This window comes from Thermomonas beijingensis, assembly GCF_020034655.1.
GTDB lineage: Bacteria > Pseudomonadota > Gammaproteobacteria > Xanthomonadales > Xanthomonadaceae > Thermomonas > Thermomonas beijingensis.
Genome location: NZ_JAIQDJ010000001.1, coordinates 555,993 through 578,141 on the forward strand (window position 1 = coordinate 555,993; position 22,149 = coordinate 578,141).

Consider the following 22,149-nt stretch of genomic DNA (forward strand, 5'->3'; position numbering starts at 1 on the left):
TTCATTTGCAGTACCTCAAAGGGCTGGCCATGTGCCGGCCCTTTTTGCGTGTATTTTGACAGGAAAGCATGGTGTAACTCCGGAAGCCGACGTGGGGCACTCAATCTAGATACATGGAGGGGGGCGATGGCGCTGCAAATGCGATCCCTGTCCGCACATCACCGGCGGCCAGCTTGGGTGCGGCGTACGCGCGGTGCTGGCTGGTGAATCTGATCGCCGAACTCAGGCGCCGCAATGTGCTGCGTGCCGCCACGTTTTATGCGGCAGCAGCGTGGTTGCTGATGCAAGTGGCAACCCAAGTGCTACCGTATTTCGGCATTGATACTGCGGTGTTGCGCTGGTTCGTGCTGGCGTTGGTGGCGGGATTTCCGCTGGCGATGCTGGTGGCCTGGTTCTACGAATGGACACCAGACGGCCTCAAGCGTGAACACGAGGTTGCACCAGAGGACTCGATCACCGTTGAGACCGGGCGGAAGTTGAACACCTGGATCATCGGAGTGCTGAGCTTGATCGTGGTCTTCTTGCTGGTGGACACCTTCATGCCGCGTGGGGATGCTGATGCAGGGATGGATAAATCAATTGCGGTGCTGCCGTTCATTGATAGTGACAACGATGGCAAGGAACAGTATTTCTCTGATGGGCTGAGCGAGAACCTGATCATTGCATTGACCCAATTCAGTGGCCTGAAGGTGATCAGCCGCAACTCCTCGTTCCAGTTTCGCGGTAATCGCCCCGATAGCGCTGCCATCGGCCGCAAATTGGGTGTGGCGTACTTGTTGGAGGGCAGCGTACGCAGGGCTGGCGGGCAGGTGAGTATCAATATCGAGCTGATCAAGGCCCGCGATGGCGACACGCTGTGGTCGCAGCGCTATCAACGACCGTATCTCGGATTGTTTGCCTTGCAAGAAGAAATCACCACCGCCGTAGCCACAGCGCTGCAAGCGGAGCTGGTCAGCATCCCCGGCGCGGTACCGCAAAGTGACCACCCGCCGAGCGGAAATCTTGGGGCGTACAACGCCTATTTGCAGGGCGAATTCTATTTTCAGCGTCGCAGCGAGGCCGACTATCGCAAGGCGATTGATGCGTACGAGGCGGCGGTTCGGCTGGATCCAAACTACGCGCTGGCATATGCCGGCCTGACCCGTGCGCAGACGGACTTGGCAGGTTACTACCAGTCCGGAAATGCAGCGCTGGTGGCCTATGCCAAGGCCAGAACTGCCTCGGCGACCGCCTTGCGCTTGGGGCCGCAGTTGGCACGTGTGCATGCTGCGCGCGGCTATCTTGTGTTGAATGCCGATATGGATTTCGCGACCGCGGAAACAGAATTGCGCAAAGCGTTGGCGCTGGCCCCCAACAGCAGCGATGTGCAATCCCAGTTGGGCTTGCTGTTGGCAACGCTGGGTCATTTGAACCAGGCGATCGCGTTGACCAGGCGTTCGATCGAAAGCGATCCGCTGTATTCGGAGGGCTACACATTGTTGGCGGCCTTCCAGTCCGGTCTTGGCCAGTTGGACGCGGCAGAGCAGGCCATTCGCAAGTCGATTGAATTACAGCCGGGGGCTGGCTTCGAGCGCGTGCAGTTGGCGATGATCGCGATTCAGCGGGATGACGAAGTTGCGGCGACAGCTGCAGTCAATCAAGTCAATGACGAAGGCGGTTGGCTGCAGATCGCGCAAGCCTTCGTCACTCAAATCGGCCACGATCGGAATGCCGCCGATGCCGCCTTGCAACACTTGATCGACACCCAGGCCGACATCTCCGCCTTCCAAATTGCCGAGACCTATGCGTTGCGGCAACAGCCGGACAAAGTATTTGAATGGCTAAATACCGCGTATGCCAACCGGGATCCTGGCATCAACCGGATCTGGTTTGATCCTTTCATCCTGCGCTACAAGGCGGATCCGCGTTTCATTGCATTTTGCCGCAAGGTTGGACTGCCGGAGACGGGAGAGGGGGTGATGGTGGCGTCGTTGGGGGGGCGGCCTGCAGCCGTTGGCAAGGCGGTGGCTCCGTGAACAGGCGCGCATCGTTCATCAGTGAATTACGACGGCGCAATGTGTTTCGTGCGGCGACGTTTTACGCGGCGTCTGCGTGGCTGCTGGTCGAGGTGGTTACCCAGTTGTCTTCGCTATTTGACGTGCCGAACTGGGCGGTGCGCTGGATCGTCATTGCGGCCGTGGTGGGGTTTCCGTTTGCGATGACCTTTGCGTGGTTGTATGAGTGGACGCCCAGCGGAATCAAGCGCGAGAGCGATATCGCAGCGGGCGATTCGGTCACCCATTTGACCGGCAAGCAACTGGATCGACTCATCATTCTGGTGCTGGCGCTTGCCACGTTGGTGCTGCTGGCCAACAAGTTCGTGCTGCACCCGCGCATGCTGGCATTGCAAGATCACTCGATTGCCGTGCTGCCGCTGGTCAATGCCAATCGTGATGCGCAGGAGCAATATTTTTCCGATGGTCTGTCAGAGGATTTGATTGCGGCGTTGTCGCGGTTTCATGGCTTGAAAGTGATCAACCGCAACTCGACGTTCAAGTTTCGTGACAGCCATGAAGACAGCAACAGCATCGGCAAGCAGCTGGGTGCCGCACATTTGTTGGGTGGCAGTGTGCGGCGGCAGGGCGGGCGCATCGAAGTCATGCTGGAATTGATTCGGGCACAGGACGGCAGCACGCTGTGGTCGCAGCGTTATGAGCGGCCGTACGCCGATTTGTTTGTGTTGCAGGATGAAATCAGCGCATCTGTCGTGCACGCGCTGCAAGCAAGACTGGTGCCGGGCTCGCGCCGCGCAACTACCGGAGATCGTCCTGCGAGCGGTGATTTGGATGCGTACAATGCATTTCTGCAGGGCAGTTTCTACGAGGCACGCGGCAGCGAAGCAGACTATCGCAAGGCGATTGACTACTACACGCAGGCCTGCAAGATCGACCCCGGTTACGCGAATGCGCACGCCGCACAGTCATTGGTCGCCACCCGCTTGGCCGGTCGTTTTTTAGAGGGTGATGCAATGCGTGATGCCTATGCCATCGCACGCAAAGAAGCGGCGCAGGCATTAGCGCTGGCACCCGATTCGGCGCTGGCCTATCTTGCGCGTGGCCGCTTGCGGGTTTGGGCCGATTTCGATTGGCGGCGCGGCGAGGCGGACTTTCAGCGCGCACTGCAACTGGACCCCAGCAATGACGCCGCCAGGATTGCGTTAGGGGAGGTAGAGGCCACCCTGGGGCGGCCTGCCGTTGCGGCCCGGTTGACCGAACAGGCATTGGTCAACGATAGTCTCAACGCGCGTGCGTGGCATGCACTTGGCACCTACTTGATGTCACTGCAACGGCTCGACGAGGCCGCCGCCAAGTTTCACAAAGCTGCCGAATTGCAACCGGGGATGTTTGGCAATCAAGAGCAGTTGGCCATCATTGCAATCTTGCGCGGCGATGCGGCTGCAGCAATGCATGAAGCGCAGTTGGAGCATGCAGGGGATTGGCGCAATGCGGCACTGGCGCGCAGCTTGCAGATTGGCCAGGACCGCAAGGCTGCCGACGCCGCCTTGGCCGACTTGATCGCGCATCAGGCCGGCAAAGCCGCCTACCAAATCGCGCAGGTGCAAGCGCTGCGTGGCGAGGCTGACCAAGCTTTCTTTTGGCTGGACCGGGCATGGGCGAATCGTGATGCCGGGATCAGTCTGTTGCTGTTTGATCCGCTGATGGTGAACTTGCGCACGGATCCTCGATTTGTGCAGTTCTGTGCCAAGGCGGGGCTGCCGGCGGCTCCCATCTCACCTGCGCATCCGGCCACGGCGATGGCTATGCGCCACTTTTCATTCACTCCTGCAAGCGCAATCGAAAATGCAATCGTATGAGTAGCCAGATCGAGGAATACGGCAACGGCCAGTGCGTTGATTCGCAGGCATTCGAGCTTGCCGATGTTGTCGCTGCGGGTCAGCCACGCGTACTGCGCGGCTTGTGTCGGGACTGGCCATTGGTGCAAGCGGCGTATCAATCACACAGTGCATTCGCGCAAGCGCTGGCAGCGCTGGATAGTGGCGCAGCAGTGGATGTGCTGCACTTGCCGCCCGAGGCCAATGGCGTGGTGGGCTACAACGCTGTCGGTGATGGTTTCAACTATCAACACTTCAAGGTTAGCCTGACGGATGTCCTGACGCGCTTGGCGGCGTTTAGTCGCAGCCAGGGCGCCGTGCCGGGGGTGGCGCTGCAAAGTGCATTGATCACCGAGTGCATGCCTGCATTTGTTGCCAATCATCGGATGCCTTGCCTGCCGGCAGCGGTGTTGCCGCGGTTATGGGTCGGCAACCGGGTGACCACCCCGGCGCATTTTGATGTCTCGCACAATATTGCCGTGGCCGTTTGTGGGCAACGCCGATTCACGTTGTTTCCCACCGGGCAGGTGGCCAACCTTTATATCGGGCCACTGGATTTTGCGCCAACGGGCGCGGCGATCACTCTGGCGCGCCCAGACCAGCCAGACTTTGATCGTCACCCACGCTTACGCGAAGCGTTGGACAACGCCGTGGTGGCCGTGTTGGAGCCTGGCGATGCACTGTACGTACCCCCGTTGTGGTGGCACCAGGTTGAATCATTGGATGTGCTCAACGGCTTGATCAACTATTGGTGGATGCCGCCGCCTCCGGCATCGGGCATGGATGCACTATTGCTTGCCCGACTGGCGTTGCACAGTCTGCCTGCGCCGTTGCGGGAAAACTGGCGTGCGCTGTTTGAGCACTATGTGTTTGGTGACAGTGATGCAGTCGCACATATCCCCAAACAGCAGCGGGGCGTGTTGGGTGAACAGGACTCACAGGGCGCGGCAACGCTGCGCGAGCGGATCCGATCTGCGCTGTAGCAGGCGTGGCTGGTGGTCCCGCGCTAAAATGGAGGCTTCGCAAGGAGCCCCGCATGTCTTCGATGTCCGCAGGCGCACGTTTTCGTAGCGCGATCCAGCAAGAATCTCCGTTGCAGGTGATGGGTGCCATCACCGCATATGCCGGCTTGATGGCCCAGCGTGTGGGCTATCGTGCGCTGTATCTGTCGGGAGGCGGTGTGGCGGCCAATTCGCTGGGCGTGCCCGACCTTGGCATCAGTACCATGGAAGATGTGCTCACCGACGCGCGCCGGATTGTTGATGCCACCGGCATGCCGTTGCTGGTGGATATCGATACCGGTTGGGGTGGGGCGTTCAACATCGGTCGCACCATCCGCAGCTTCGAGCGCATTGGCGTGGCGGCGGTGCATATGGAAGATCAGGTGGGTCAAAAACGCTGCGGCCATCGTCCCGGCAAGGAAGTGGTGACGAAGGACGAGATGATTGATCGCGTGAAGGCGGCAGTGGATGCGCGCAGCGATGCCGCTTTCGTGATCATGGCACGCACCGATGCCGCGGCGGTAGAGGGCATTGATAGCGCGATCGAACGTGCGGTGGCTTATGTCGAGGCCGGTGCCGACATGATCTTCCCCGAGGCGATGACGTCGCTTGACGACTATCGCAAGTTCAAGGCGGCGGTGCAGGTGCCGATCCTGGCCAACCTCACCGAGTTCGGCAGCACGCCGTTCTACACCACCGACGAATTACGCGATGCTGGTGTCGACATTGCCCTGTACTGCTGTGGCGCTTACCGTGCGATGAACAAGGCCGCCCTGCATTTCTATGAAACCGTGCGCCGAGAAGGCACGCAGAAGGCCATTATCGACACCCTACAAACCCGTGCCGAGTTGTATGACTTCCTGGGCTACCACGCCTACGAAGACAAGCTTGATGCGCTATTTGCGCAACACAACGCGGGCTGATGGCGCAGGTTGGGCATGTGTATGCGGCATGCCCCTTTGCATGAGGATGTGCATCTCAACCGAGTGCGGCAATGATCAATCCATTTTCTACAACCCGCGCTGACCGCCGCAGCACCGCACAACGGTTGTTGCATAAAGAGCTTGAGCAGCTGCCCGACGATGAACGGCAAGTGGTCGAGCGTTTTATCGAGCGCGGTAGCGTGGCACGCAATATCCAGCGTGAGGTTCTTCAGTCGCGCAGTTTGGGCGAGCGCGTGGCCGATCGCGTGGCGAAAATCGGTGGTAGTTGGTCGTTCATCCTCACCTTCCTGTTCGGATTGGTGGTCTGGATGGTGGTCAATACATTTTTCCTGCTCAACGCCTTCGACCCATACCCCTACATCCTGCTGAATCTGGTGTTGTCATGCCTTGCTGCGATCCAGGCACCGATCATCATGATGAGCCAGAATCGCCAAGCCGATGTGGATCGCCTGCAAGCGCAGCACGACTACGAAGTGAACATCAAGTCGGAACTGGAAATCATGCAAGTGCACGAAAAGCTAGACCACTTGCGTGAGCAAGATTGGGCGATGTTGGTGGCGTTGCAAAATCAACAAATCGAATTGCTCAACTGTCTGCTCGAGCGCGTCACTCGCAACGATACTGCGGCACGCAATCACCACAATGCACACACCACCGGAGGCACCTCATGACCGAACCCAGCATTCCCGGCTTCAAGCCCAAGAAATCCGTCGCGCTGTCTGGCACTGCTGCCGGCAACACCGCGTTGTGCACGGTGGGCCGTTCCGGCAATGATTTGCATTATCGCGGCTATGACATTTTGGATCTGGCCGATGTGTGCGAGTTCGAGGAAATCGCGCATTTGCTGGTGCATGGCAAGTTGCCGAACAAGGCAGAGTTGGCGGGTTACAAAGCCAAGCTGAAGGCGCTGCGCGGGATTCCTGCGGCAGTCAAGGCGGCCTTGGAAGAACTGCCGCCGTCAGCGCATCCGATGGATGTGATGCGTACCGGCGTGTCGGTGCTGGGTTGCGTATCGCCAGAGAAAGACGACCACAATCATCCTGGTGCGCGCGATATTGCCGACAAGCTGATGGCCAGTTTTGGTTCGATGTTGTTGTACTGGTACCACTACAGTCACAACGGTCGTGTCATTGACGTGGAGACCGATGACGATTCCATCGGTGGTCATTTCCTGCATCTTTTGCATGGCGAGCCACCGCCGCAGTCGTGGGTACGCGCGATGCATACCTCGCTGATTTTGTACGCCGAGCACGAATTCAACGCATCCACCTTTACCTGCCGAGTCATTGCCGGCACCGGCAGTGACATGCATTCCTGCATTGCCGGCGGCATCGGCGCACTGCGCGGGCCCAAGCACGGCGGTGCAAACGAAGTCGCATTTGAAATCCAGAAGCGTTACGACACCCCGGACGAGGCCGAGGCCGACATTCGCGCACGGGTCGAGCGCAAGGAAGTGGTGATTGGCTTCGGCCACCCTGTGTACACGGTGTCCGACCCGCGTAACAAGGTAATCAAAGAGGTGGCCCGCGAACTGTCCGACGAGCAGGGCAATATGAAAATGTATGCCATTGCCGAGCGTTTGGAGTCGGTGATGTGGGACATCAAAAAAATGTTCCCAAACTTGGATTGGTTCAGCGCGGTCAGCTATCACATGATGGGCGTGCCCACCGCGATGTTCACCCCGTTGTTTGTATTGGCGCGTACCGCGGGTTGGAGCGCGCACATCATCGAACAGCGTATCGACGGCAAGATCATTCGTCCGTCGGCCAATTACGTGGGCCCGGAAGACCAAGTGTTTGTGCCGATCGCACAGCGCTAGTTCGGTCTGCGGCCAAACAAGAAGCCACGCATTGCGTGGCTTCTTGTTGCAGCTGTGTCTGCCGGGATTTCCGGATTAGATCAAGCCTTCGGCTTTCATGGCAGCCTGCACGCCGGCGTCATTGGCCATGTGTGCATCGAAGCGGGCAAGGTTGTCCAACCCGCTCAAATCCACGCCGGTTTTCTTCGCCCATTGCAGGGTGATGAACAGGTATGGGTCGGCAATCGAGCGGCTACCGGTGATCCAGTCCTTGCCTTCCAGTTGCGCGTCGGCGTTTGCGAACAATCCACGCAGCTGGGCACGCGCATTGGCGTGCGACTTGTCGATGGCGGCCTGATCTTCCAGATAGTGGGTGGCACCAAATAGTGGTTTGAACGCCGGGTGCACATCGGCATTGACGAAGGCCAGCCAGCGGTTGACCTCGGCGCGGCTTTGCGCGCCGCCATCGCCGCACAGGCCGGCTTCGGGAAAGCGGTCCGTCAGGTAATGCAGGATCGCGGAGTTCTGGGTCAGCACCCAGTCGCCCACTTGCAGCGCGGGCACTGCGCCGGAAGGATTGATGGCGCGGTACTCGGGGGTTGCGCGTTGCTCGCGGGTGACAATCTGGAATTCGTAGGGCTGGCCGAGCCACTGCAGCACGATATGGTCGGCAGTGGAGCAGGCACCGGGGGAGGTATAGAGCTTCATGGTGTGACACCGGTTTGGGGATGCGTCACTATCCACGATGGCGGGTGTTCTGGCGATGAAGATGCGCGCAACGCTGTGTTGCTGGCAACGCCAGCGATGGCTGCCATCAACTGCCGCGGCGTGGGCGCAGGCTTTGTACCCGATAGAACGTGTGGTCGCCAATTGTGGCCACTTGATCGGCGCTGTTCCAGCTGGGGCTGGCGATCGCGGTGGCGGCGAAATGGCTGGCACCCGGAACCACCAGCTTGCGCTGGCTGCGCGGAAGCGCCCAATTGCGCTCGGAGGCAAACGCTACCGAGACTGCTTCGGTCCACGCCTCGATATTGGACAGGCGCGTTTGTGGCGACAGCAGCGTCGGCGCAAATTGCTTGCGTGCGGTCACCACTTGGCACAGGTTGCGCCCCCACAGGCCACTGTCGCGGCGACGTAGGGCCACTTCCGCCACCGCCTGTTGGCCCAGCGCGGATTGATCGCGGGCCTCCAGATACACGGTGGTGGACAGGCACAGCGAATCAGCAGCAGGCTGCGGCAGGACATGCGACAGCCAGAGAATCCAAGCCAGTTTCATAGATGAGACTCCTTGCTCCGTTGCGGCGCTGGGAACCGCATCGAAATGCGAACCACAGGCGTCATGGCGTACTGGGGAGGGCGGCAGCTCTATGGCGGCCTTTGCCCGGGCGCGCCGTCCCGGATCAGGGTGCGGGTGGCGTGCCGGTGAACCTGAATGAGGGATGCCGCGGGGGCGGTCTTCAGGCGGAAAGTTGGCGCACGGTAGGGGGTGTTCCCCTAACGTCAGCTGAATGGTTGGGATGGAACTTCCTGATTGGATTGGAATTTTTGTTCTGCATTAACGTCATTCTAAAGAGCTGCGCCCAGCCGACTGCCTTCGTCGATGGCGCGTTTGGCATCCAGTTCCGAGGCGAGTTTTGCGCCGCCGATCAGATGCGGGTTGCGGCCTTGCACGAGCAGGGCATCGAACAGTTCGCGGCGCGGCAATTGGCCCGCACACAGCACCACGTGATCCACGGCCAGCAGTTGCTCGCTGCCGTCCACACGGATCCGCAAGCCATCATCGTCAATGCCCAGATAGTCCACCCCACCCAGCATCTTGACCGTCTTGGCCTTGAGTGTGGCGCGATGGATCCAGCCGGTGGTTTTGCCCAACTTCGCGCCAAGCTTGCCTGGCGTGCGCTGCAGCAACCAGACCTGGCGCGCTGCCGGCTCTGGCTGCGGAGCAACCAGTCCACCGGCTGCCTCGAAGTCGGCGTCAACGCCCCATTCGGCCATCCAGCGGCTGCGGTCCAGCGTGGGCGAACCATCGGCCTGCACCAGATATTCGGCCACATCAAATCCGATCCCGCCGGCACCGATGATGGCGACCTTGTTACCGATCACGACGCGGCCTTCCAGGACATCCAGGTAACTCACCGCCTTGGCATGGTCATGGCCGGGCAGGTCGATTGCCCGCGGCGTCACACCGGTGGCGATTACTACCTCGTCAAACCCTTGCACGGCGTTCGCATCGACCCACGTATCGAGCCGTAAGTTGACGCCGGTCTCGATGATGCGTTGGCCGAAATAGCGCAGGGTCTCAAAGAACTCCTCCTTGCCCGGGATGCGCTTAGCCAGATTGAATTGGCCACCAATCGCGGTTGCCGCATCGAACAAGGTCACGCTGTGCCCGCGCGCGGCAGCCACCGTGGCGCAGGCAAGGCCTGCGGGGCCAGCCCCGATCACGGCAACGGTTTTCGGCGTATTGGTGTTGCCGTAGTTCAACTCGGTTTCAGCGCCAGCGCGCGGGTTGACCAAACAGCTGGCGCGCTTGTTTTCGAACACATGATCCAGGCAGGCTTGATTGCAGGCGATGCAGGTGTTGATGCGATGGGCTTCGCCACGCTGGGCTTTGTTGACCCACTGCGGGTCGGCCAGCAGCGGGCGCGCCATCGATACCATGTCGGCGCCACCGGCGGCCAGGACCGCTTCGGCCACCTCCGGCATGTTGATGCGGTTGCTGGCCACGACCGGGATGCCCACGTGTGGCTTGAGTTTGGCGGTAACACCAGTGAATGCGGCGCGTGGCACCGAGGTGGCAATGGTGGGGATGCGCGCCTCGTGCCAGCCGATCCCGCTGTTGAGGATGGTTGCACCAGCCGCTTGCACGGCATGCGCTTGCGCAACGATGTCGCCCCAGCCGTTGCCACCTTCGACCAGATCCAGCAAGGACAAGCGGTAGATCAGGATGAAATCCGGGCCGCAGGCTTCGCGCACTTGGCGCACGATCTCCACCGCAAAGCGCATCCGTTGGTGGGCATCACCGCCCCACGCATCCTTGCGCCGATTGGCGCGGGCGGTGGTGAATTCGTTCAGCAGATAGCCTTCCGAGCCCATGATCTCCACCCCGTCGTAGCCGGCGTCGCGTGCCAGTGCAGCGGCGGTGGCGAAGTCACGGATCTGCCGGTCGATGCCGCGTGCACTCAGTGCGTGCGGAGTGAACGGGTTGATCGGCGATTTCAATTTCGACGGCGCCACCGATAACGGGTGGTAGGCATAGCGCCCGGCATGCAGCAATTGCAGGCAAATCTTGCCGCTGTGGTCATGCACGGCTGCGGTCACTTGCCGATGCCGGCGCACATGCCAAGGCATCGACATCCGGCTGGCGAAGGGCTTGAGCCAGCCACGGATATTCGGGGCAAAACCGCCGGTCACCATTAGCCCCACGCCGCCCTCGGCGCGTTCGGCAAAGTACGCCGCCAGCTTGGGGAAGTCGGCGGCGCGGTCTTCCAGCCCGGTGTGCATCGAGCCCATCAGCACGCGATTGCGCAGAGTGGTGAAGCCCAAGTCGAGTGGGGCCAAGAGGTGTGGGTAGGGCGTTGTCATGCCTGTAGCATACCGATGCGTACGGTTGGCTGCATGCAGTAAGGACAGGCCATGCATTTTGTCGAAAAGTAAGGTTGCAAATCTTGACTGTTATGTTAGTGTTAACGGGGTTTCGCGTGTCCGTTCGATGCTCGGATGGGCTTGCAGCTGGACTCAAGATGTCCGAAGCGCCAATATTTTTTACGCTGCGTCGTGGTTTCTTTAACTGAATCAAGGAGCTGAATATGAATAAGAAACTCCTCTGTGCTGCCCTGCTGGGTGGCTTGGGTCTGGCGCAGGCTGCGTCTGCCCAGGAGTTCGATGATCGCTGGTATGTGTCGGGTTCGACCGGCGTGAATTTCCAAGACAGCAATCGCAATACCGAAGACACTCTCGCGTTGACTCTGGGCTTTGGCAAGTTCCTCACCCCGCGCTTCTCGCTGGAAACCGAGTTGAACTATCAAAACCCGGGCAAGACCGCCAACCCCAATCTCCTGTGGAGCCAGTACGGCGTGTCGTTGGATGGCCGTTACCACTTCCGTAACGCTGATTCCAAGTGGTGGCCCTACTTGCGCGGCGGCCTCGGCTGGCAGCGCCATGAAGAAGAGTTCATCGTTCCGCTGCCGACCTCGCCGTGGAAGCACAAGGATTCGAATCTTGCCGTCAACTTGGGTGCCGGCCTGCAGTTCGACTTCGGCCGCATGAATCTGCGTACCGAAGTGGGCACCCGCGTTGATTTTGACGATCAGCAAGCCAATAACGGCAAGCAATACAACCAGTTCACTGATTTGCTGGCATCGGTCGGCATGACCTTGGCCCTCGGCCCAGAGCCGGTGGCTCCGGTTGCCCCGGCCCCGGCCGCCCCGCAGCAGACCTGTGCAGATATGGATGACGACGGTGACGGCGTCAATAACTGCAACGACAAGTGCCCGGGCTCGCAGGCCGGTCAGACCATCGGTCCGGACGGTTGCCCGGTGCCGGTGTCGATCGATCTGAAGGGCGTGAACTTCGACTTCGACAAGGCGACTTTGCGTCCGGACGCCGTGGCGATCCTGAACGAAGCCACCGAAATCCTGAAGCGCTACCCGGAGCTGAAGGTCGAAGTGGCCGGTCACACCGACCAATGCGGCAAGGAAGGCTACAACCAGAAGCTGTCTGAGCGTCGCGCCAAGACCGTGTATGACTTCCTGACCAGCAATGGTGTGGATGCCTCGCGTCTGGCCGGTCCGAATGGCTACGGCTTCAGCCGTCCGCTGGAAGACAAGGGCACCAACAAGCTGCCGCAGTGCAAGAGCGAAATCAACCGCCGTACCGAGCTGAACAGCAAGTAATTTCTGCTGGCAGTGTGTGATCCGCGAAACCCGGCCGAGTGCCGGGTTTCGTTTTTTGTGATCACGGAGCCCGTTGGCGTCACGGTGTGAGTGACGGTGTTTTTTTCCACGATGCTTTTGCGTTGCAGCAAGATGCTTTCACCGCCTACACTGGCGGCATTCTTCGGGGAGCAGTGTTCATGATGTCGATCCAACGCGCAGTATGTGCAGCTGTCCTTGCCAGTGCGCCGTTGCTGGCGCATGCCGGTGGTGATGCCTGTCAAACCGATAGATTGACCGCAACACCTGTGCGCCCAACCTTGCTATCGCCGGTCGCCATTGAATTTGCCCCCGGCACCACACAGCTGGGTGGCGCCAATGGTGTGCTGGTGCAGTCGTTTGACGAAGCGTTGTCGGTAGATAATGTGTTGGTGCGAATTCGTGCAGATGGTTGCCGTGCGATGGCCAAGACCTTGACTCCGGCGAGTGCTGTCGGCAATGACGCGGCTGCCTACAAGCCGCAGACCGCGTTCGACAATACGCCGTGGCGCTTCAACATGACCCAGAATGGCAAACGCATGACTGCTGATGAATTTGATGCGTGGATGAAGGCACGCGGCGTGCGCGTGGTGGGCAAGAAAGATCCTGCAGCCGAGCCTGCCACAGCCCCAGGCAAGTAAGTTTGGTGGGCAAGCGCCTCTTGGTAACACCCCGCTTTGGGCTGGCGCGCGTATTGTCCAAGCGCGGCCTGTGTTCGCGTACGGAAGCGCAGCGGCTGATCCGTGCCGGTCTGGTACGCCTGGATGGTCGTGTCATTGACGACCCTGAATTTCCGGTGCGCGATATGCACACTGCGCGGATCGACATCGAAAACAGCCGTGCGGTGGCCGCAACGTCGCGCTACCTGATGCTCAACAAGCCGCGTGGCCTGGTGACCACCACCCGCGATGAGCAGGGGCGCGACACCGTGTACCGCTGCTTTGAAGGTGCGCAGCTGGGCTGGATTGCGCCCGTAGGTCGATTGGACAAGGCCAGCGAAGGGCTGCTGTTGTTTACCAATGCCCCGGCTTGGGCGGCTCAAATCACTGACCCTGCCAATGGCCCCGACAAAACCTATCACGTGCAAGTGGATGCCATTCCCGATGCGCCTGTGTTGGCGGCGATGCAGGCAGGTGTGGTTGAGGGGGGCGAGTTTCTGCGCGCCAAGTCAGTGTTGCTGTTGCGTGCGGGTGAGAAGCACGCATGGCTTGAAATCGTGCTGGACGAAGGCCGCAACCGGCAGATTCGCAGGCTATTGACCGCGTTGAATTTGAATGTGCTGCGGTTGGTACGTGTGGCAATCGGACCACTGGCCTTGGGCGATTTGCCGAAGGGCCAGTGGCGCGAATTGTCCGTGCAAGAGGTCGCCGTGCTGGGTGGCGACGACTGAAGTCTTAGTTTTTCAGTACCCCAAGCTCATGCCCGATGCGGATAAACGCATCAATCGCGTGATCCAGTTGTGCGCGGGTATGCGCGGCACTCATCTGGGTGCGGATGCGCGCCTGGCCCTTGGCCACCACCGGGAAGAAGAAGCCGATCGCGTAGATACCTTCTTCCAGCAGCCGCTCGGCAAAGCGTTGCGCCAGCGGCGCGTCGTACAGCATCACTGGGCTGATCGGGTGCACGCCGGGGCGAATATCGAAGCCGGCCGCCGTCATGCGTTCGCGGAAGTAGGCGGTGTTCTCGCGCAGGCGCTCGCGTAGCTCGCCGGCAGACGACAGCATCTCGAAGGCTTTGATCCCGGCGGCTGCAACGTGCGGCGGCAGTGAGTTGGAAAACAGGTACGGACGCGAGCGTTGCCGCAGTAGTTCGATGACTTCTTGTTTCGCGCTGGTGAACCCACCCAGTGCACCGCCCATGGCTTTGCCCAAGGTGCCGGTGATGATGTCGATCTTGTCCAGCACGCCCTTGACCTCGGCGCTGCCACGGCCGTTCTCACCCAGAAAGCCGGTGGCGTGACATTCGTCGATATGCACCAGCGCGCCGTACTTTGCCGCCAATGTGGTGATTTCGTCCAATGGCGCAATGAAGCCGTCCATCGAAAACACACCATCGGTGGTGATCAGAATCGTGCGCGCACCGTCGGCCTTGGCCTGCTTGAGCTGTACTTCCAGGTCGGTCATGTCGCAGTTGGCGTAGCGGTAGCGTTTGGCCTTGCACAGACGCACGCCGTCGATGATCGATGCGTGGTTGAGCGCGTCGCTGATAACGGCATCGTTCTCGTCAAGTAGCGGTTCGAACAGGCCGCCGTTGGCATCGAAACAGGCCGCGTAAAGAATCGTGTCGTCCTTGCCGAAGAAGCTGGAAATCGTGCGCTCCAGCTGCTTGTGCAAGTCTTGCGTGCCGCAGATGAAACGCACGCTGGCCATACCGAAACCATGGCTGTCCAGCGCGGTCTTGGCGGCGGCGATGATGTCTGGGTGATCGGCCAAGCCAAGATAGTTATTGGCGCAGAAGTTCAGCACCTTGCAGCCATCAGCCAAGGTGATTTCGGCCGACTGCGGGCTGGTGATGATGCGTTCGGACTTGAACAAGCCGGCGGCGCGGATTTCATCCAGCGTGTCGGCGTAGCGTTGGGTCAGGGACATGGCGATTCCGGAATCGGGAGAGGCAGGCGGGACTGCCAGTGAGCGACCATCGGCGGCATGGATGCCGCCGATGAGCCTACAGGGATGTATTCACGGCGTGTCGCGCACTGGCAGTCCCGCCTGCCTCACGCGAGCAATCAATTCCAGCTCAGCACTACTTTGCCGGCCTTGCCTGCTTCCATCAGGTCAAAGCCTTTCTGGAAGTCGTCAATCGGCAGCTGGTGGGTCAGTACCTTGCCCAGCGGGAAGCCACTCAGCACCAATTGGGTCATCTTGTACCAGGTTTCGAACATCTTGCGGCCGTAGATGCCTTGCACGGTCAGGCCCTTGAAGATGATCTTGTCCCAGTCGCAGCCTGCGCCTTTGGGCATGATGCCGAGCATCGCGATCTTGCCGCCGTGGTACATGCAGTCCAGCATGTCGTTGAACGCGCGCGGGTTGCCGCTCATCTCAAGGCCCACGTCGAAGCCTTCCATGTGCAGGTCGGCCATTACGTCTTTCAGTGATGTGTTAGCGACGTTCACCACGCGGGTGGCACCCATGTCGGCGGCCAGCTTCAAACGAAAATCGTTGACGTCCGTCACCACCACGTTGCGTGCACCGATGTGCTTGCAGATACCGGCGGCGATGATCCCGATCGGGCCGGCACCGGTGATGAGCACGTCTTCGCCGATGACATCGAACTCCAGCGCGCAGTGCGCGGCGTTGCCGTAGGGGTCGAAGAAGGCGGCCAGCTCGGATGGAATCTGGTCGGGGATCGGCCACAGATTCGACGCCGGCATCGTCATGTATTCGGCAAATGCGCCGTTGCGGTTGACGCCAATGCCCACTGTATTCGGGCACAGGTGCGGGCGCCCGCCGCGGCAGTTGCGGCAATGCCCGCAGACGATATGGCCCTCCGCCGACACCCGCTGACCGATTTCGTAGCCAGATACCGCCGAACCCAGTGCGGCGATGCGGCCAACGAATTCATGGCCGATGGTCAGCCCGGGCTGGATGGTGCGCTGGCTCCAATCATCCCAGAGATAGATATGCAGGTCGGTGCCGCAGATCGCGGTTTTTTCCAGTTTGACCAGCACTTCGTTGGGGCCGGGGGTGGGCACCGGCACCTGTTCCATCCAGATGCCTTTGCCGGCTTCGCGCTTGACCAAGGCTTTCATTGTTGCCTGTGACATGGACATGACTCGTGGGGTGGCAGTGGCGTATTTTACGCCTGCTGGATTTGCCTCGCGCCTGACCCAGGTCACAGGTGTTGCAGAGGCGGCAGTGGTCTAATACGGCATCTTGATGCCGATGAGCCGAGCCTATGCGCAAGCAATCCATTGCCGCAACTTTCGCAATCACCTTGGCCGCCAGTGCGGCGCATGCCGATGAAGGCATGTGGATGCCCAGCCAATTGCCGCAGCTGGCGGCGCAATTGAAGGCGGCCGGGTTTGCCGGCGATCCTGCGCAATTGGCGGATGTCACGCGCCCGCCGTTGGCGGCGGTGGTCTCGCTGGGGGGCTGTACCGCCAGCTTTGTCTCCAGGCAAGGCTTGGTGGTGACCAATCATCACTGTGCGATGGGCGCAATTCAGCTCAATTCCACTCCGGACAACAACCTGATCGAAAACGGGTTCATCGCCCACACACCCGCTGAAGAAGTCTCGGCCGGGCCGGCGGCACGGATCTTCGTGACCGTGGGGTTTGACAACATCACCGACCGCATTCTTGCGGGTGCGCGTGGCAAGACGGGGCGTCCGTATTTCGATGCCGTGGACATGGCGAAGAAGGCCGCGGTTGCGCAGTGCGAGGCCGATGCCGGCCATCGTTGCAGCGTGGCCGATATGTATTACGGCAGCGAGTTCTACCTGATCAAGCAGTTGGAGCTCAAGGACATCCGTTTGGTGTATGCGCCGCCAGTGTCAATTGGCAATTATGGCGATGAAATCGACAACTTCATGTGGCCGCGCCATGTGGGGGATTTCAGTTTCTATCGTGCCTACGTGGGCAAGGACGGCAAGCCTGCGGCCTACAGCAAGGACAATGTGCCCTACGTGCCGCCGGCGGTGCTGCATATCTCCACTGCGCCAGTCAAAGCGGGTGATTTTGCGATGGTCGCCGGCTACCCGGGCGTCACCTTTCGCCACCGCACCGCGTCGGAATTTGCCAACCAGATCGACTGGTTGCTGCCCAATCGAGTCGCGATGTTCGATGGCTTGATCCACACCATCGAGCAGGCCAGCGCCGGGGACAAGGCGAAGCAGGTGTTGTATGCCTCTAACGTGGCATCGATGAAAAACAATCTGAAGCGTGCGCAAGGTGAACTGGAAGGTTTGCGCCGCAGTGATGCCATCCATGTGCGCGCTGCGGATGAGGCAGCGATGTTGGCGTGGTTGAAGCAGCAACCGGATGCCAACTCTGAGCAGACTGACATCAGGGCGTTGCAAGCGGAGTTGAATCAGGCCGACGCACAGCGCGAGCGCGATTTCATCCTGCCATTTTTGCGTCCGGGTCTGCTGGGTGCGGCGGTGCAATTGCAGCGGCTGGCATTCGAACACAGCAAGCCCGACGCACAACGCGAAAGCGGTTATCAACAGCGCGACGAGCCGATGATCGAAGGCGGCTTGAAGCAGTTGCAGCGCCGCTTCGATCCGGTCGTTGAAAAAGCCACCTTGCGGTTTGCCTTGCAACGTTATTTTGCCCTGCCGCAAGCGCAGCGGGTGGCCGAGTTCGATGCCGTGTTCGGCAGCACGATCGACGAGGCCGCCCAGCGCGTGGACGCGCTGTATGCCGGCACCCGGTTGGGCGATCAAGCGACGCGCTTGGCGGCGATGAATCTGGATGCCACTGCATTGGCCGCATCCAGCGACAGCTTGCTCAAGGCTGCAGCCATCTTGCAGCCGGCGCTGCTGCGCCTGGAGGGGGAAGCCAAGCAGCGTGCCGGCGAGCTGCTGCGCCTGCGCCCCGCATATATGCAAGCCTTGATTGCCTATCGCAAATCGCAGGGCAGGGCGGTGTACCCCGATGCCAATTCCACCTTGCGCGTGAGCTATGGCAAGGTCAGTGCATTGACCCCGCGCGACGGTGTGGACTATCGCCCGTTGACCACGGTGGCCGGTATCGTTGAAAAGAACACGGGCGTGGTGCCGTTCAATGCGCCCAAGCCGCTGCTGGACGCCATTGCCAAAGGTGATTTCGGCAGCACCGCCGATGCTGCGCTGGGCACGCAAACGGTGAATTTCATGACCAATCTCGACACCACTGGCGGCAATTCCGGCTCGCCGGTGCTGGATGCACAAGGCAACCTGATCGGTCTGAATTTCGACTCCAACTGGGAAGCGGTCAGCGCCAGCTGGATGTTCGACCCGCGCTACAAGCGCGCCATCCATGTGGATATGCGCTATCTGCGCTGGCTGCTGGCCAAGGTCTATCCGGCGCCCAATTTGCTGCAGGAAATGCAGCTGCCAGTGGAATAGTGGATTACCCCGCAAGCCACGTTCGATGCTACCTATTCATGCTGCATTGAAGTCGTAATCAAACGTATAAAAATGCTTGCCATCGACAATGTCGATGGCGATGCGCCCGTGCAAGCCGGTGAGGGCATCGGTGCCGGTGTCGGGCACCACGGTCAGATCCAGGGTTGGCTTGCCGCGCGCCATCACCCCATTGTGTTGCGCGAAGAAACTGCCGCGGCGGCCATCCAGCGTGCCCTCGATGCGCTCGATGGCCACATAGGCGCCGGAGCCTGGGGTCGCGGACATCACCGCCAGCATATGCACCACGCTGTTGGCCGTCAGTGGCCCGTGGAACTGTTTGTCAAAGCGCATGTGGCCGATGCGGGTATTGCCGCCCATGTCCAGCTCACCCTGCGGCGTGCGTTTGACCTCAAATTCGCCTTTGGCTTGCATCGGAAGTGACCTGTTGTGAAGACGCGCACACCATAGCCGGTTGTGGCGGTGGCGCGCACGGCCGGTGCGCAGTCTGCTAGCCTTGTGCGCTGCACAAATAACCGGATTGACCGTACATGAAGCTCCTGCTTGCCCGTCACGGCGAAACCCCGTGGAATGCCGAAGGCCGCTATCAAGGCCAAGTGGACATTCCGTTGTCCGAGGTGGGCATTGGCCAAGCCGCAGCGCTCGGCCAACGCTTGCAGGATGTGCAGGTCGATCGTGCGGTTGCCTCGCCATTGGCGCGCGCCACCCGCACCGCACAATTGGCCTTGGGCGAAGACCGTGCGCCGATGTTGACGTTCGATGACGGTTTGCTGGAGATTGCCCACGGCGAGTGGGAGGGCTTGCTGGCCAGCGAAATTGCCCAGCGTGATCCGCAGCGCTTGCAGGCATGGAAGGATGCCCCCGAATCCGTATTGATGCCGGGTGGCGAGTCGTTGCAGATGGTGCTGGATCGCGCCTGGCCGGCACTGGAGCGGGCCTGTGTGGGTCTGGGTGCCGACGATACCTTGCTGGTGGTGGCGCACGATGCCGTCAACCGCGTATTGCTGGCGCGCATTCTGGGTTTGCCACTGGCCAAGCTGTGGGGCTTCCGGCAGGCACCTGCCACCCTCAATCTGCTGCAAGGTGACAGCGTGGAGACGTTGGAGGTGGTGCGCCTGAACGATTGTGCGCATCACACCGCGTTGTTTGGCGAGGCCAAGCACCGCGCACTGTAGTCGCCACCTACAATACGCGTATGCCAAGCACACTTTCAGACTGGCTCGCCTTTATCGAGCAACAGCATCCGCAACACATCGAGTTGGGTTTGGATCGCGTGCGCACGGTCGCTCAACGCATGGGGCTGCGGCATCCAGCCCCACATGTGATTACCGTGGCCGGCACCAATGGCAAGGGTTCCACGGTCGCTTTTATCGAGGCCATTGCGCGTGCGCAAGGCTTGCGCGTGGGCGCGTACACCTCCCCGCATCTGCACCGCTACAACGAGCGTGTGCGCATCGATGCAGTGGATGCCAGTGACGCGACCTTGGTGGAAGGCTTTGACGCAGTGGAGCAGGCCCGTGACACCACGCCACTGACCTATTTCGAATACGGCACGCTGTGCGCCCTGTGGTTGTTCCAGCGCGCAGCACTGGACCTGGTAGTGCTGGAGGTGGGTTTGGGCGGGCGGCTGGACGCGGTGAATCTGGTGGATGCCGATGCCGCCATCATCACCACGGTTGACCTGGACCATCAAGAGTGGCTGGGCCACGACATCGACAGCATCGGGCGCGAGAAGGCCGGCATCGCGCGGCCCTTCAAACCGCTGATTCTGGGAGATGACGACCCGCCGGCCAGTGTGCTGCGGCATGCCTACGCGATCGGCGCACCGGCGTGGCGGATTGCCAATGATTTTTTCGCCGAACCTGTCGATGCACAGCATTGGCGTTGGCGCGAACTGGGCTACACCATCGAGTTGCCATTGCCGATGCGCGCCTTGGGCGCACCGGTGCAACTGCGCAATGCGGCGTGCGCGATTGCGGCCTTGCGTGCGCTGGATTTGCAGATCGACGATACTGCCATCGTGCAAGGCGTGGCCAATGCGGAAGTGGCCGGGCGCTTGCAGCACTTCCAGCGCGATGGCGTCGAAGTACTGGTGGATGTGGGCCACAACCCACAGGCCGCACGTGCGCTGGCTGGCTGGTTGCACGCACAGCCGCCGCGGCGCACGCTGGCGGTGTATGCCGCATTGGCCGACAAGGATGCAGCGGCGGTGGTGGCAGCGCTGGCCAATGGGGTCGATGGCTGGCATCTGGCCGGCAGTCAAACGTATGGTGCACGCGGCCAATCTGCGCAGGCGTTGGCGCAGACACTGGCTGGCAGCACGGCCGCTGACGGAACATGCCATGCCAATGTGGCGTCAGCGTTGGCGGCTGCCGTGCAACAAGCGGGACCGGTGGGCCGGGTGCTGGTGTTCGGTTCCTTCCATGCCGCAGCACAAGCCATGCAATGGCTGAATGAAGGCGGGTAGTTCGATGCAGCGGGCCGGTATAATTGCGATTCCAACCGCCCCGGTCAGCCAGGATTATCGATGGATGCTTCGCTGAAACAGCGCCTGGTCGGCGCAGTCGTGCTGGTCGCATTGGCGGTCATTTTCTTGCCGATGCTGGTCAAGGGGCCGGCGCCAGACAGCGGGGTGTCCAATGTGTCGATGCGGATCCCCGCCGAGCCCGCCGCAGAAGGCAATCCTGCGAACAATGGCGACAGCGTGAGCCAGGATTTGCCGCTGGTGGTACCGGCTGCAGCACCCTCCAGCGGTGTCTCTGGGATGCCGGCCAACATGGCAGACCCAGTGCCTGATGCGGCTCCGCAAGCCAATCAGGCATCAACACCATTGACAGCGGTTGCGGCCGGTGACTTTGCCGTGTCATTTGGCAGCTATGCCACTGTGGCCGATGCCGATAAGGTGATTGCCGCACTGCGAGCTGCGGGCCTGCCGGGGTATCGCGAGGCCGTGACCATTGCCGGTCAATCAGCGCAGCGCGTGCGCATTGGTCCGTTTGCCGATCGTGCGATGGCCGAATCGGCACGCCTGCGGTCGGCACAAGTACGCGGCGATATCAGTGCCAAAGTGGTGGCTCTGGATGCCGAGGCGGCACCGGTCACGGCTGAATCCAGAACGCCGGCAGCGATGCCGGTGGGTCCGGCCACGGCAGCCAAATCAAGCGCAGCAAGTGCGCCCCAGCCTGCTGCAAAAGCGGACCCCAAACCCGATACGCAGGCGGTGGCCAAGCACGAAGAACTTAAAAAGCCAGCCGCCAAGCCGACTGCGACCGAAACCCCGAAAGTAGAGCCGCCGGTCAGCAAACCGGCCAATCCGGCGGGTACCGGATTCGTGGTGCAGATGGGGGCGTTTGCTTCGGCCACGGATGCCACTGCACTGCGCGATACGCTGCGCAAAGCCGGCTTCAATGCCTTCACCGATACCGTGCCCGGCGCCAACGGCAGCTTGACCCGCGTGCGGGTGGGGCCGGTGATCAATCGCGCCGAAGCCGAAGCACTGAAATCCAGACTTGAACACGCGGGCAAGGCAGGCGGCATGATCCGTCCGCATCCCTGATCT

19 protein-coding genes are annotated in these 22,149 nt (G+C 60.8%); 13 read left to right on the forward strand and 6 right to left on the reverse strand.

Features of this window, described 5'->3' with window-relative positions; all coding sequences use genetic code 11:
* Positions 1-203: 203 nt before the first annotated feature.
* From K7B09_RS02580 to prpC, 6 genes are all read left to right on the forward strand, one after another.
* Positions 204-2,015 carry a tetratricopeptide repeat protein gene (locus K7B09_RS02580; RefSeq protein WP_223626444.1) on the forward strand — a complete coding sequence of 604 codons (1,812 nt, stop codon included), beginning with the start codon at positions 204-206 and terminating at the stop codon, positions 2,013-2,015.
* The gene (locus K7B09_RS13235) at positions 2,012-3,853 is read left to right on the forward strand and encodes a tetratricopeptide repeat protein (RefSeq protein WP_223626447.1); all 1,842 of its coding nucleotides are present in this window, start codon (positions 2,012-2,014) and stop codon (positions 3,851-3,853) included. Before K7B09_RS02580 ends, K7B09_RS13235 begins: the two co-directional genes overlap by 4 nt.
* The gene (locus tag K7B09_RS02590) at positions 3,850-4,854 is read left to right on the forward strand and encodes a cupin-like domain-containing protein (protein WP_223626450.1); all 1,005 of its coding nucleotides are present in this window, start codon (positions 3,850-3,852) and stop codon (positions 4,852-4,854) included. The genes K7B09_RS13235 and K7B09_RS02590 overlap by 4 nt, the downstream gene beginning before the upstream one ends.
* 53 nt (positions 4,855-4,907) lie before the next feature.
* Positions 4,908-5,795: a methylisocitrate lyase gene (gene prpB, locus K7B09_RS02595; protein WP_223626453.1), complete on the forward strand. Its 888-nt coding sequence runs from the start codon at positions 4,908-4,910 to the stop codon at positions 5,793-5,795.
* Between the two features lie 71 nt (positions 5,796-5,866).
* On the forward strand, positions 5,867-6,487 hold the full coding sequence (locus K7B09_RS02600; protein ID WP_223626455.1) for a DUF1003 domain-containing protein: 621 nt from the start codon (positions 5,867-5,869) through the stop codon (positions 6,485-6,487).
* Positions 6,484-7,635, forward strand: coding sequence for a bifunctional 2-methylcitrate synthase/citrate synthase (gene prpC, locus K7B09_RS02605; RefSeq protein ID WP_223626457.1), 1,152 nt, complete (start codon positions 6,484-6,486; stop codon positions 7,633-7,635). Before K7B09_RS02600 ends, prpC begins: the two co-directional genes overlap by 4 nt.
* Positions 7,636-7,710: 75 nt before the next feature.
* On the opposite strand, the gene K7B09_RS02610 is transcribed toward prpC, so the two are convergent.
* The 3 genes from K7B09_RS02610 to K7B09_RS02620 all read right to left on the reverse strand — a co-directional run bounded on the left by K7B09_RS02610 (position 7,711) and on the right by K7B09_RS02620 (position 11,199).
* A complete protein-coding gene (locus K7B09_RS02610) occupies positions 7,711-8,322 on the reverse strand; it encodes a glutathione S-transferase family protein (protein WP_223626459.1) in 612 nt (203 codons plus the stop codon).
* A gap of 106 nt (positions 8,323-8,428) precedes the next feature.
* Positions 8,429-8,890 carry a cell wall hydrolase gene (locus K7B09_RS02615; RefSeq protein ID WP_223626462.1) on the reverse strand — a complete coding sequence of 154 codons (462 nt, stop codon included), beginning with the start codon at positions 8,888-8,890 and terminating at the stop codon, positions 8,429-8,431.
* A 290-nt stretch (positions 8,891-9,180) separates the two neighbouring features.
* Positions 9,181-11,199, reverse strand: coding sequence for an NADPH-dependent 2,4-dienoyl-CoA reductase (locus K7B09_RS02620; protein WP_223626464.1), 2,019 nt, complete (start codon positions 11,197-11,199; stop codon positions 9,181-9,183).
* 224 nt (positions 11,200-11,423) lie between these two features.
* Here K7B09_RS02620 and K7B09_RS02625 point away from each other — a divergent pair, with 224 nt between their 5' ends.
* The 3 genes from K7B09_RS02625 to K7B09_RS02635 all read left to right on the forward strand — a co-directional run bounded on the left by K7B09_RS02625 (position 11,424) and on the right by K7B09_RS02635 (position 13,917).
* On the forward strand, positions 11,424-12,509 hold the full coding sequence (locus K7B09_RS02625; protein ID WP_223626466.1) for an OmpA family protein: 1,086 nt from the start codon (positions 11,424-11,426) through the stop codon (positions 12,507-12,509).
* 188 nt (positions 12,510-12,697) lie between these two features.
* The gene (locus K7B09_RS02630; protein WP_223627726.1) at positions 12,698-13,168 is read left to right on the forward strand and encodes a hypothetical protein; all 471 of its coding nucleotides are present in this window, start codon (positions 12,698-12,700) and stop codon (positions 13,166-13,168) included.
* A 2-nt stretch (positions 13,169-13,170) separates the two neighbouring features.
* Entirely contained in the window at positions 13,171-13,917 is a 747-nt protein-coding gene (locus K7B09_RS02635) for a pseudouridine synthase (protein ID WP_223626468.1), read from the forward strand.
* A gap of 4 nt (positions 13,918-13,921) precedes the next feature.
* Here K7B09_RS02635 and kbl read toward each other — a convergent pair whose 3' ends face one another.
* Positions 13,922-15,115, reverse strand: a complete 1,194-nt coding sequence (gene kbl, locus K7B09_RS02640) for a glycine C-acetyltransferase (RefSeq protein ID WP_223626470.1) — start codon at positions 15,113-15,115, stop codon at positions 13,922-13,924.
* A gap of 137 nt (positions 15,116-15,252) precedes the next feature.
* The gene (gene tdh / locus K7B09_RS02645; RefSeq protein ID WP_425507838.1) at positions 15,253-16,275 is read right to left on the reverse strand and encodes an L-threonine 3-dehydrogenase; all 1,023 of its coding nucleotides are present in this window, start codon (positions 16,273-16,275) and stop codon (positions 15,253-15,255) included.
* 146 nt (positions 16,276-16,421) lie between these two features.
* Between tdh and K7B09_RS02650 the strand changes: the two genes are divergently transcribed.
* Positions 16,422-18,572: a S46 family peptidase gene (locus tag K7B09_RS02650; protein ID WP_223626474.1), complete on the forward strand. Its 2,151-nt coding sequence runs from the start codon at positions 16,422-16,424 to the stop codon at positions 18,570-18,572.
* 36 nt (positions 18,573-18,608) lie between these two features.
* Here the strand turns inward: K7B09_RS02650 and K7B09_RS02655 are convergent, their stop codons facing one another.
* A complete protein-coding gene (locus tag K7B09_RS02655; protein ID WP_223626477.1) occupies positions 18,609-19,004 on the reverse strand; it encodes a DUF3224 domain-containing protein in 396 nt (131 codons plus the stop codon).
* A gap of 116 nt (positions 19,005-19,120) precedes the next feature.
* On the opposite strand from K7B09_RS02655, the gene K7B09_RS02660 reads away from it, so the two are divergent.
* Genes K7B09_RS02660 through K7B09_RS02670 form a run of 3 tightly spaced genes read left to right on the forward strand, consistent with a single transcriptional unit; the run spans position 19,121 to position 22,146 of the window.
* Entirely contained in the window at positions 19,121-19,765 is a 645-nt protein-coding gene (locus K7B09_RS02660) for a histidine phosphatase family protein (protein ID WP_223626479.1), read from the forward strand.
* Positions 19,766-19,785: 20 nt separating this feature from the next.
* Positions 19,786-21,057, forward strand: a complete 1,272-nt coding sequence (gene folC / locus K7B09_RS02665; RefSeq protein WP_223626481.1) for a bifunctional tetrahydrofolate synthase/dihydrofolate synthase — start codon at positions 19,786-19,788, stop codon at positions 21,055-21,057.
* Between the two features lie 60 nt (positions 21,058-21,117).
* Entirely contained in the window at positions 21,118-22,146 is a 1,029-nt protein-coding gene (locus tag K7B09_RS02670; protein ID WP_223626483.1) for an SPOR domain-containing protein, read from the forward strand.
* Positions 22,147-22,149 lie beyond the last annotated feature (3 nt).

What these genes read in the sequence shown, in the direction of transcription:
- K7B09_RS02660 (WP_223626479.1), top strand. Translation starts at nt 19,121, where the DNA reads ATGAAGCTCCTGCTTGCCCGTCACGGCGAAACCCCGTGGAATGCCGAA.
- tdh (WP_425507838.1), bottom strand. Translation starts at nt 16,275, where the DNA reads ATGAAAGCCTTGGTCAAGCGCGAAGCCGGCAAAGGCATCTGGATGGAA.
- K7B09_RS02600 (WP_223626455.1), top strand. Translation starts at nt 5,867, where the DNA reads ATGATCAATCCATTTTCTACAACCCGCGCTGACCGCCGCAGCACCGCA.
- prpC (WP_223626457.1), top strand. Translation starts at nt 6,484, where the DNA reads ATGACCGAACCCAGCATTCCCGGCTTCAAGCCCAAGAAATCCGTCGCG.
- folC (WP_223626481.1), top strand. Translation starts at nt 19,786, where the DNA reads ATGCCAAGCACACTTTCAGACTGGCTCGCCTTTATCGAGCAACAGCAT.
- K7B09_RS02670 (WP_223626483.1), top strand. Translation starts at nt 21,118, where the DNA reads ATGGATGCTTCGCTGAAACAGCGCCTGGTCGGCGCAGTCGTGCTGGTC.
- K7B09_RS02650 (WP_223626474.1), top strand. Translation starts at nt 16,422, where the DNA reads ATGCGCAAGCAATCCATTGCCGCAACTTTCGCAATCACCTTGGCCGCC.
- prpB (WP_223626453.1), top strand. Translation starts at nt 4,908, where the DNA reads ATGTCTTCGATGTCCGCAGGCGCACGTTTTCGTAGCGCGATCCAGCAA.
- K7B09_RS02620 (WP_223626464.1), bottom strand. Translation starts at nt 11,199, where the DNA reads ATGACAACGCCCTACCCACACCTCTTGGCCCCACTCGACTTGGGCTTC.
- K7B09_RS02655 (WP_223626477.1), bottom strand. Translation starts at nt 19,004, where the DNA reads ATGCAAGCCAAAGGCGAATTTGAGGTCAAACGCACGCCGCAGGGTGAG.
- kbl (WP_223626470.1), bottom strand. Translation starts at nt 15,115, where the DNA reads ATGTCCCTGACCCAACGCTACGCCGACACGCTGGATGAAATCCGCGCC.
- K7B09_RS02590 (WP_223626450.1), top strand. Translation starts at nt 3,850, where the DNA reads ATGAGTAGCCAGATCGAGGAATACGGCAACGGCCAGTGCGTTGATTCG.
- K7B09_RS02615 (WP_223626462.1), bottom strand. Translation starts at nt 8,890, where the DNA reads ATGAAACTGGCTTGGATTCTCTGGCTGTCGCATGTCCTGCCGCAGCCT.
- K7B09_RS02625 (WP_223626466.1), top strand. Translation starts at nt 11,424, where the DNA reads ATGAATAAGAAACTCCTCTGTGCTGCCCTGCTGGGTGGCTTGGGTCTG.
- K7B09_RS02610 (WP_223626459.1), bottom strand. Translation starts at nt 8,322, where the DNA reads ATGAAGCTCTATACCTCCCCCGGTGCCTGCTCCACTGCCGACCATATC.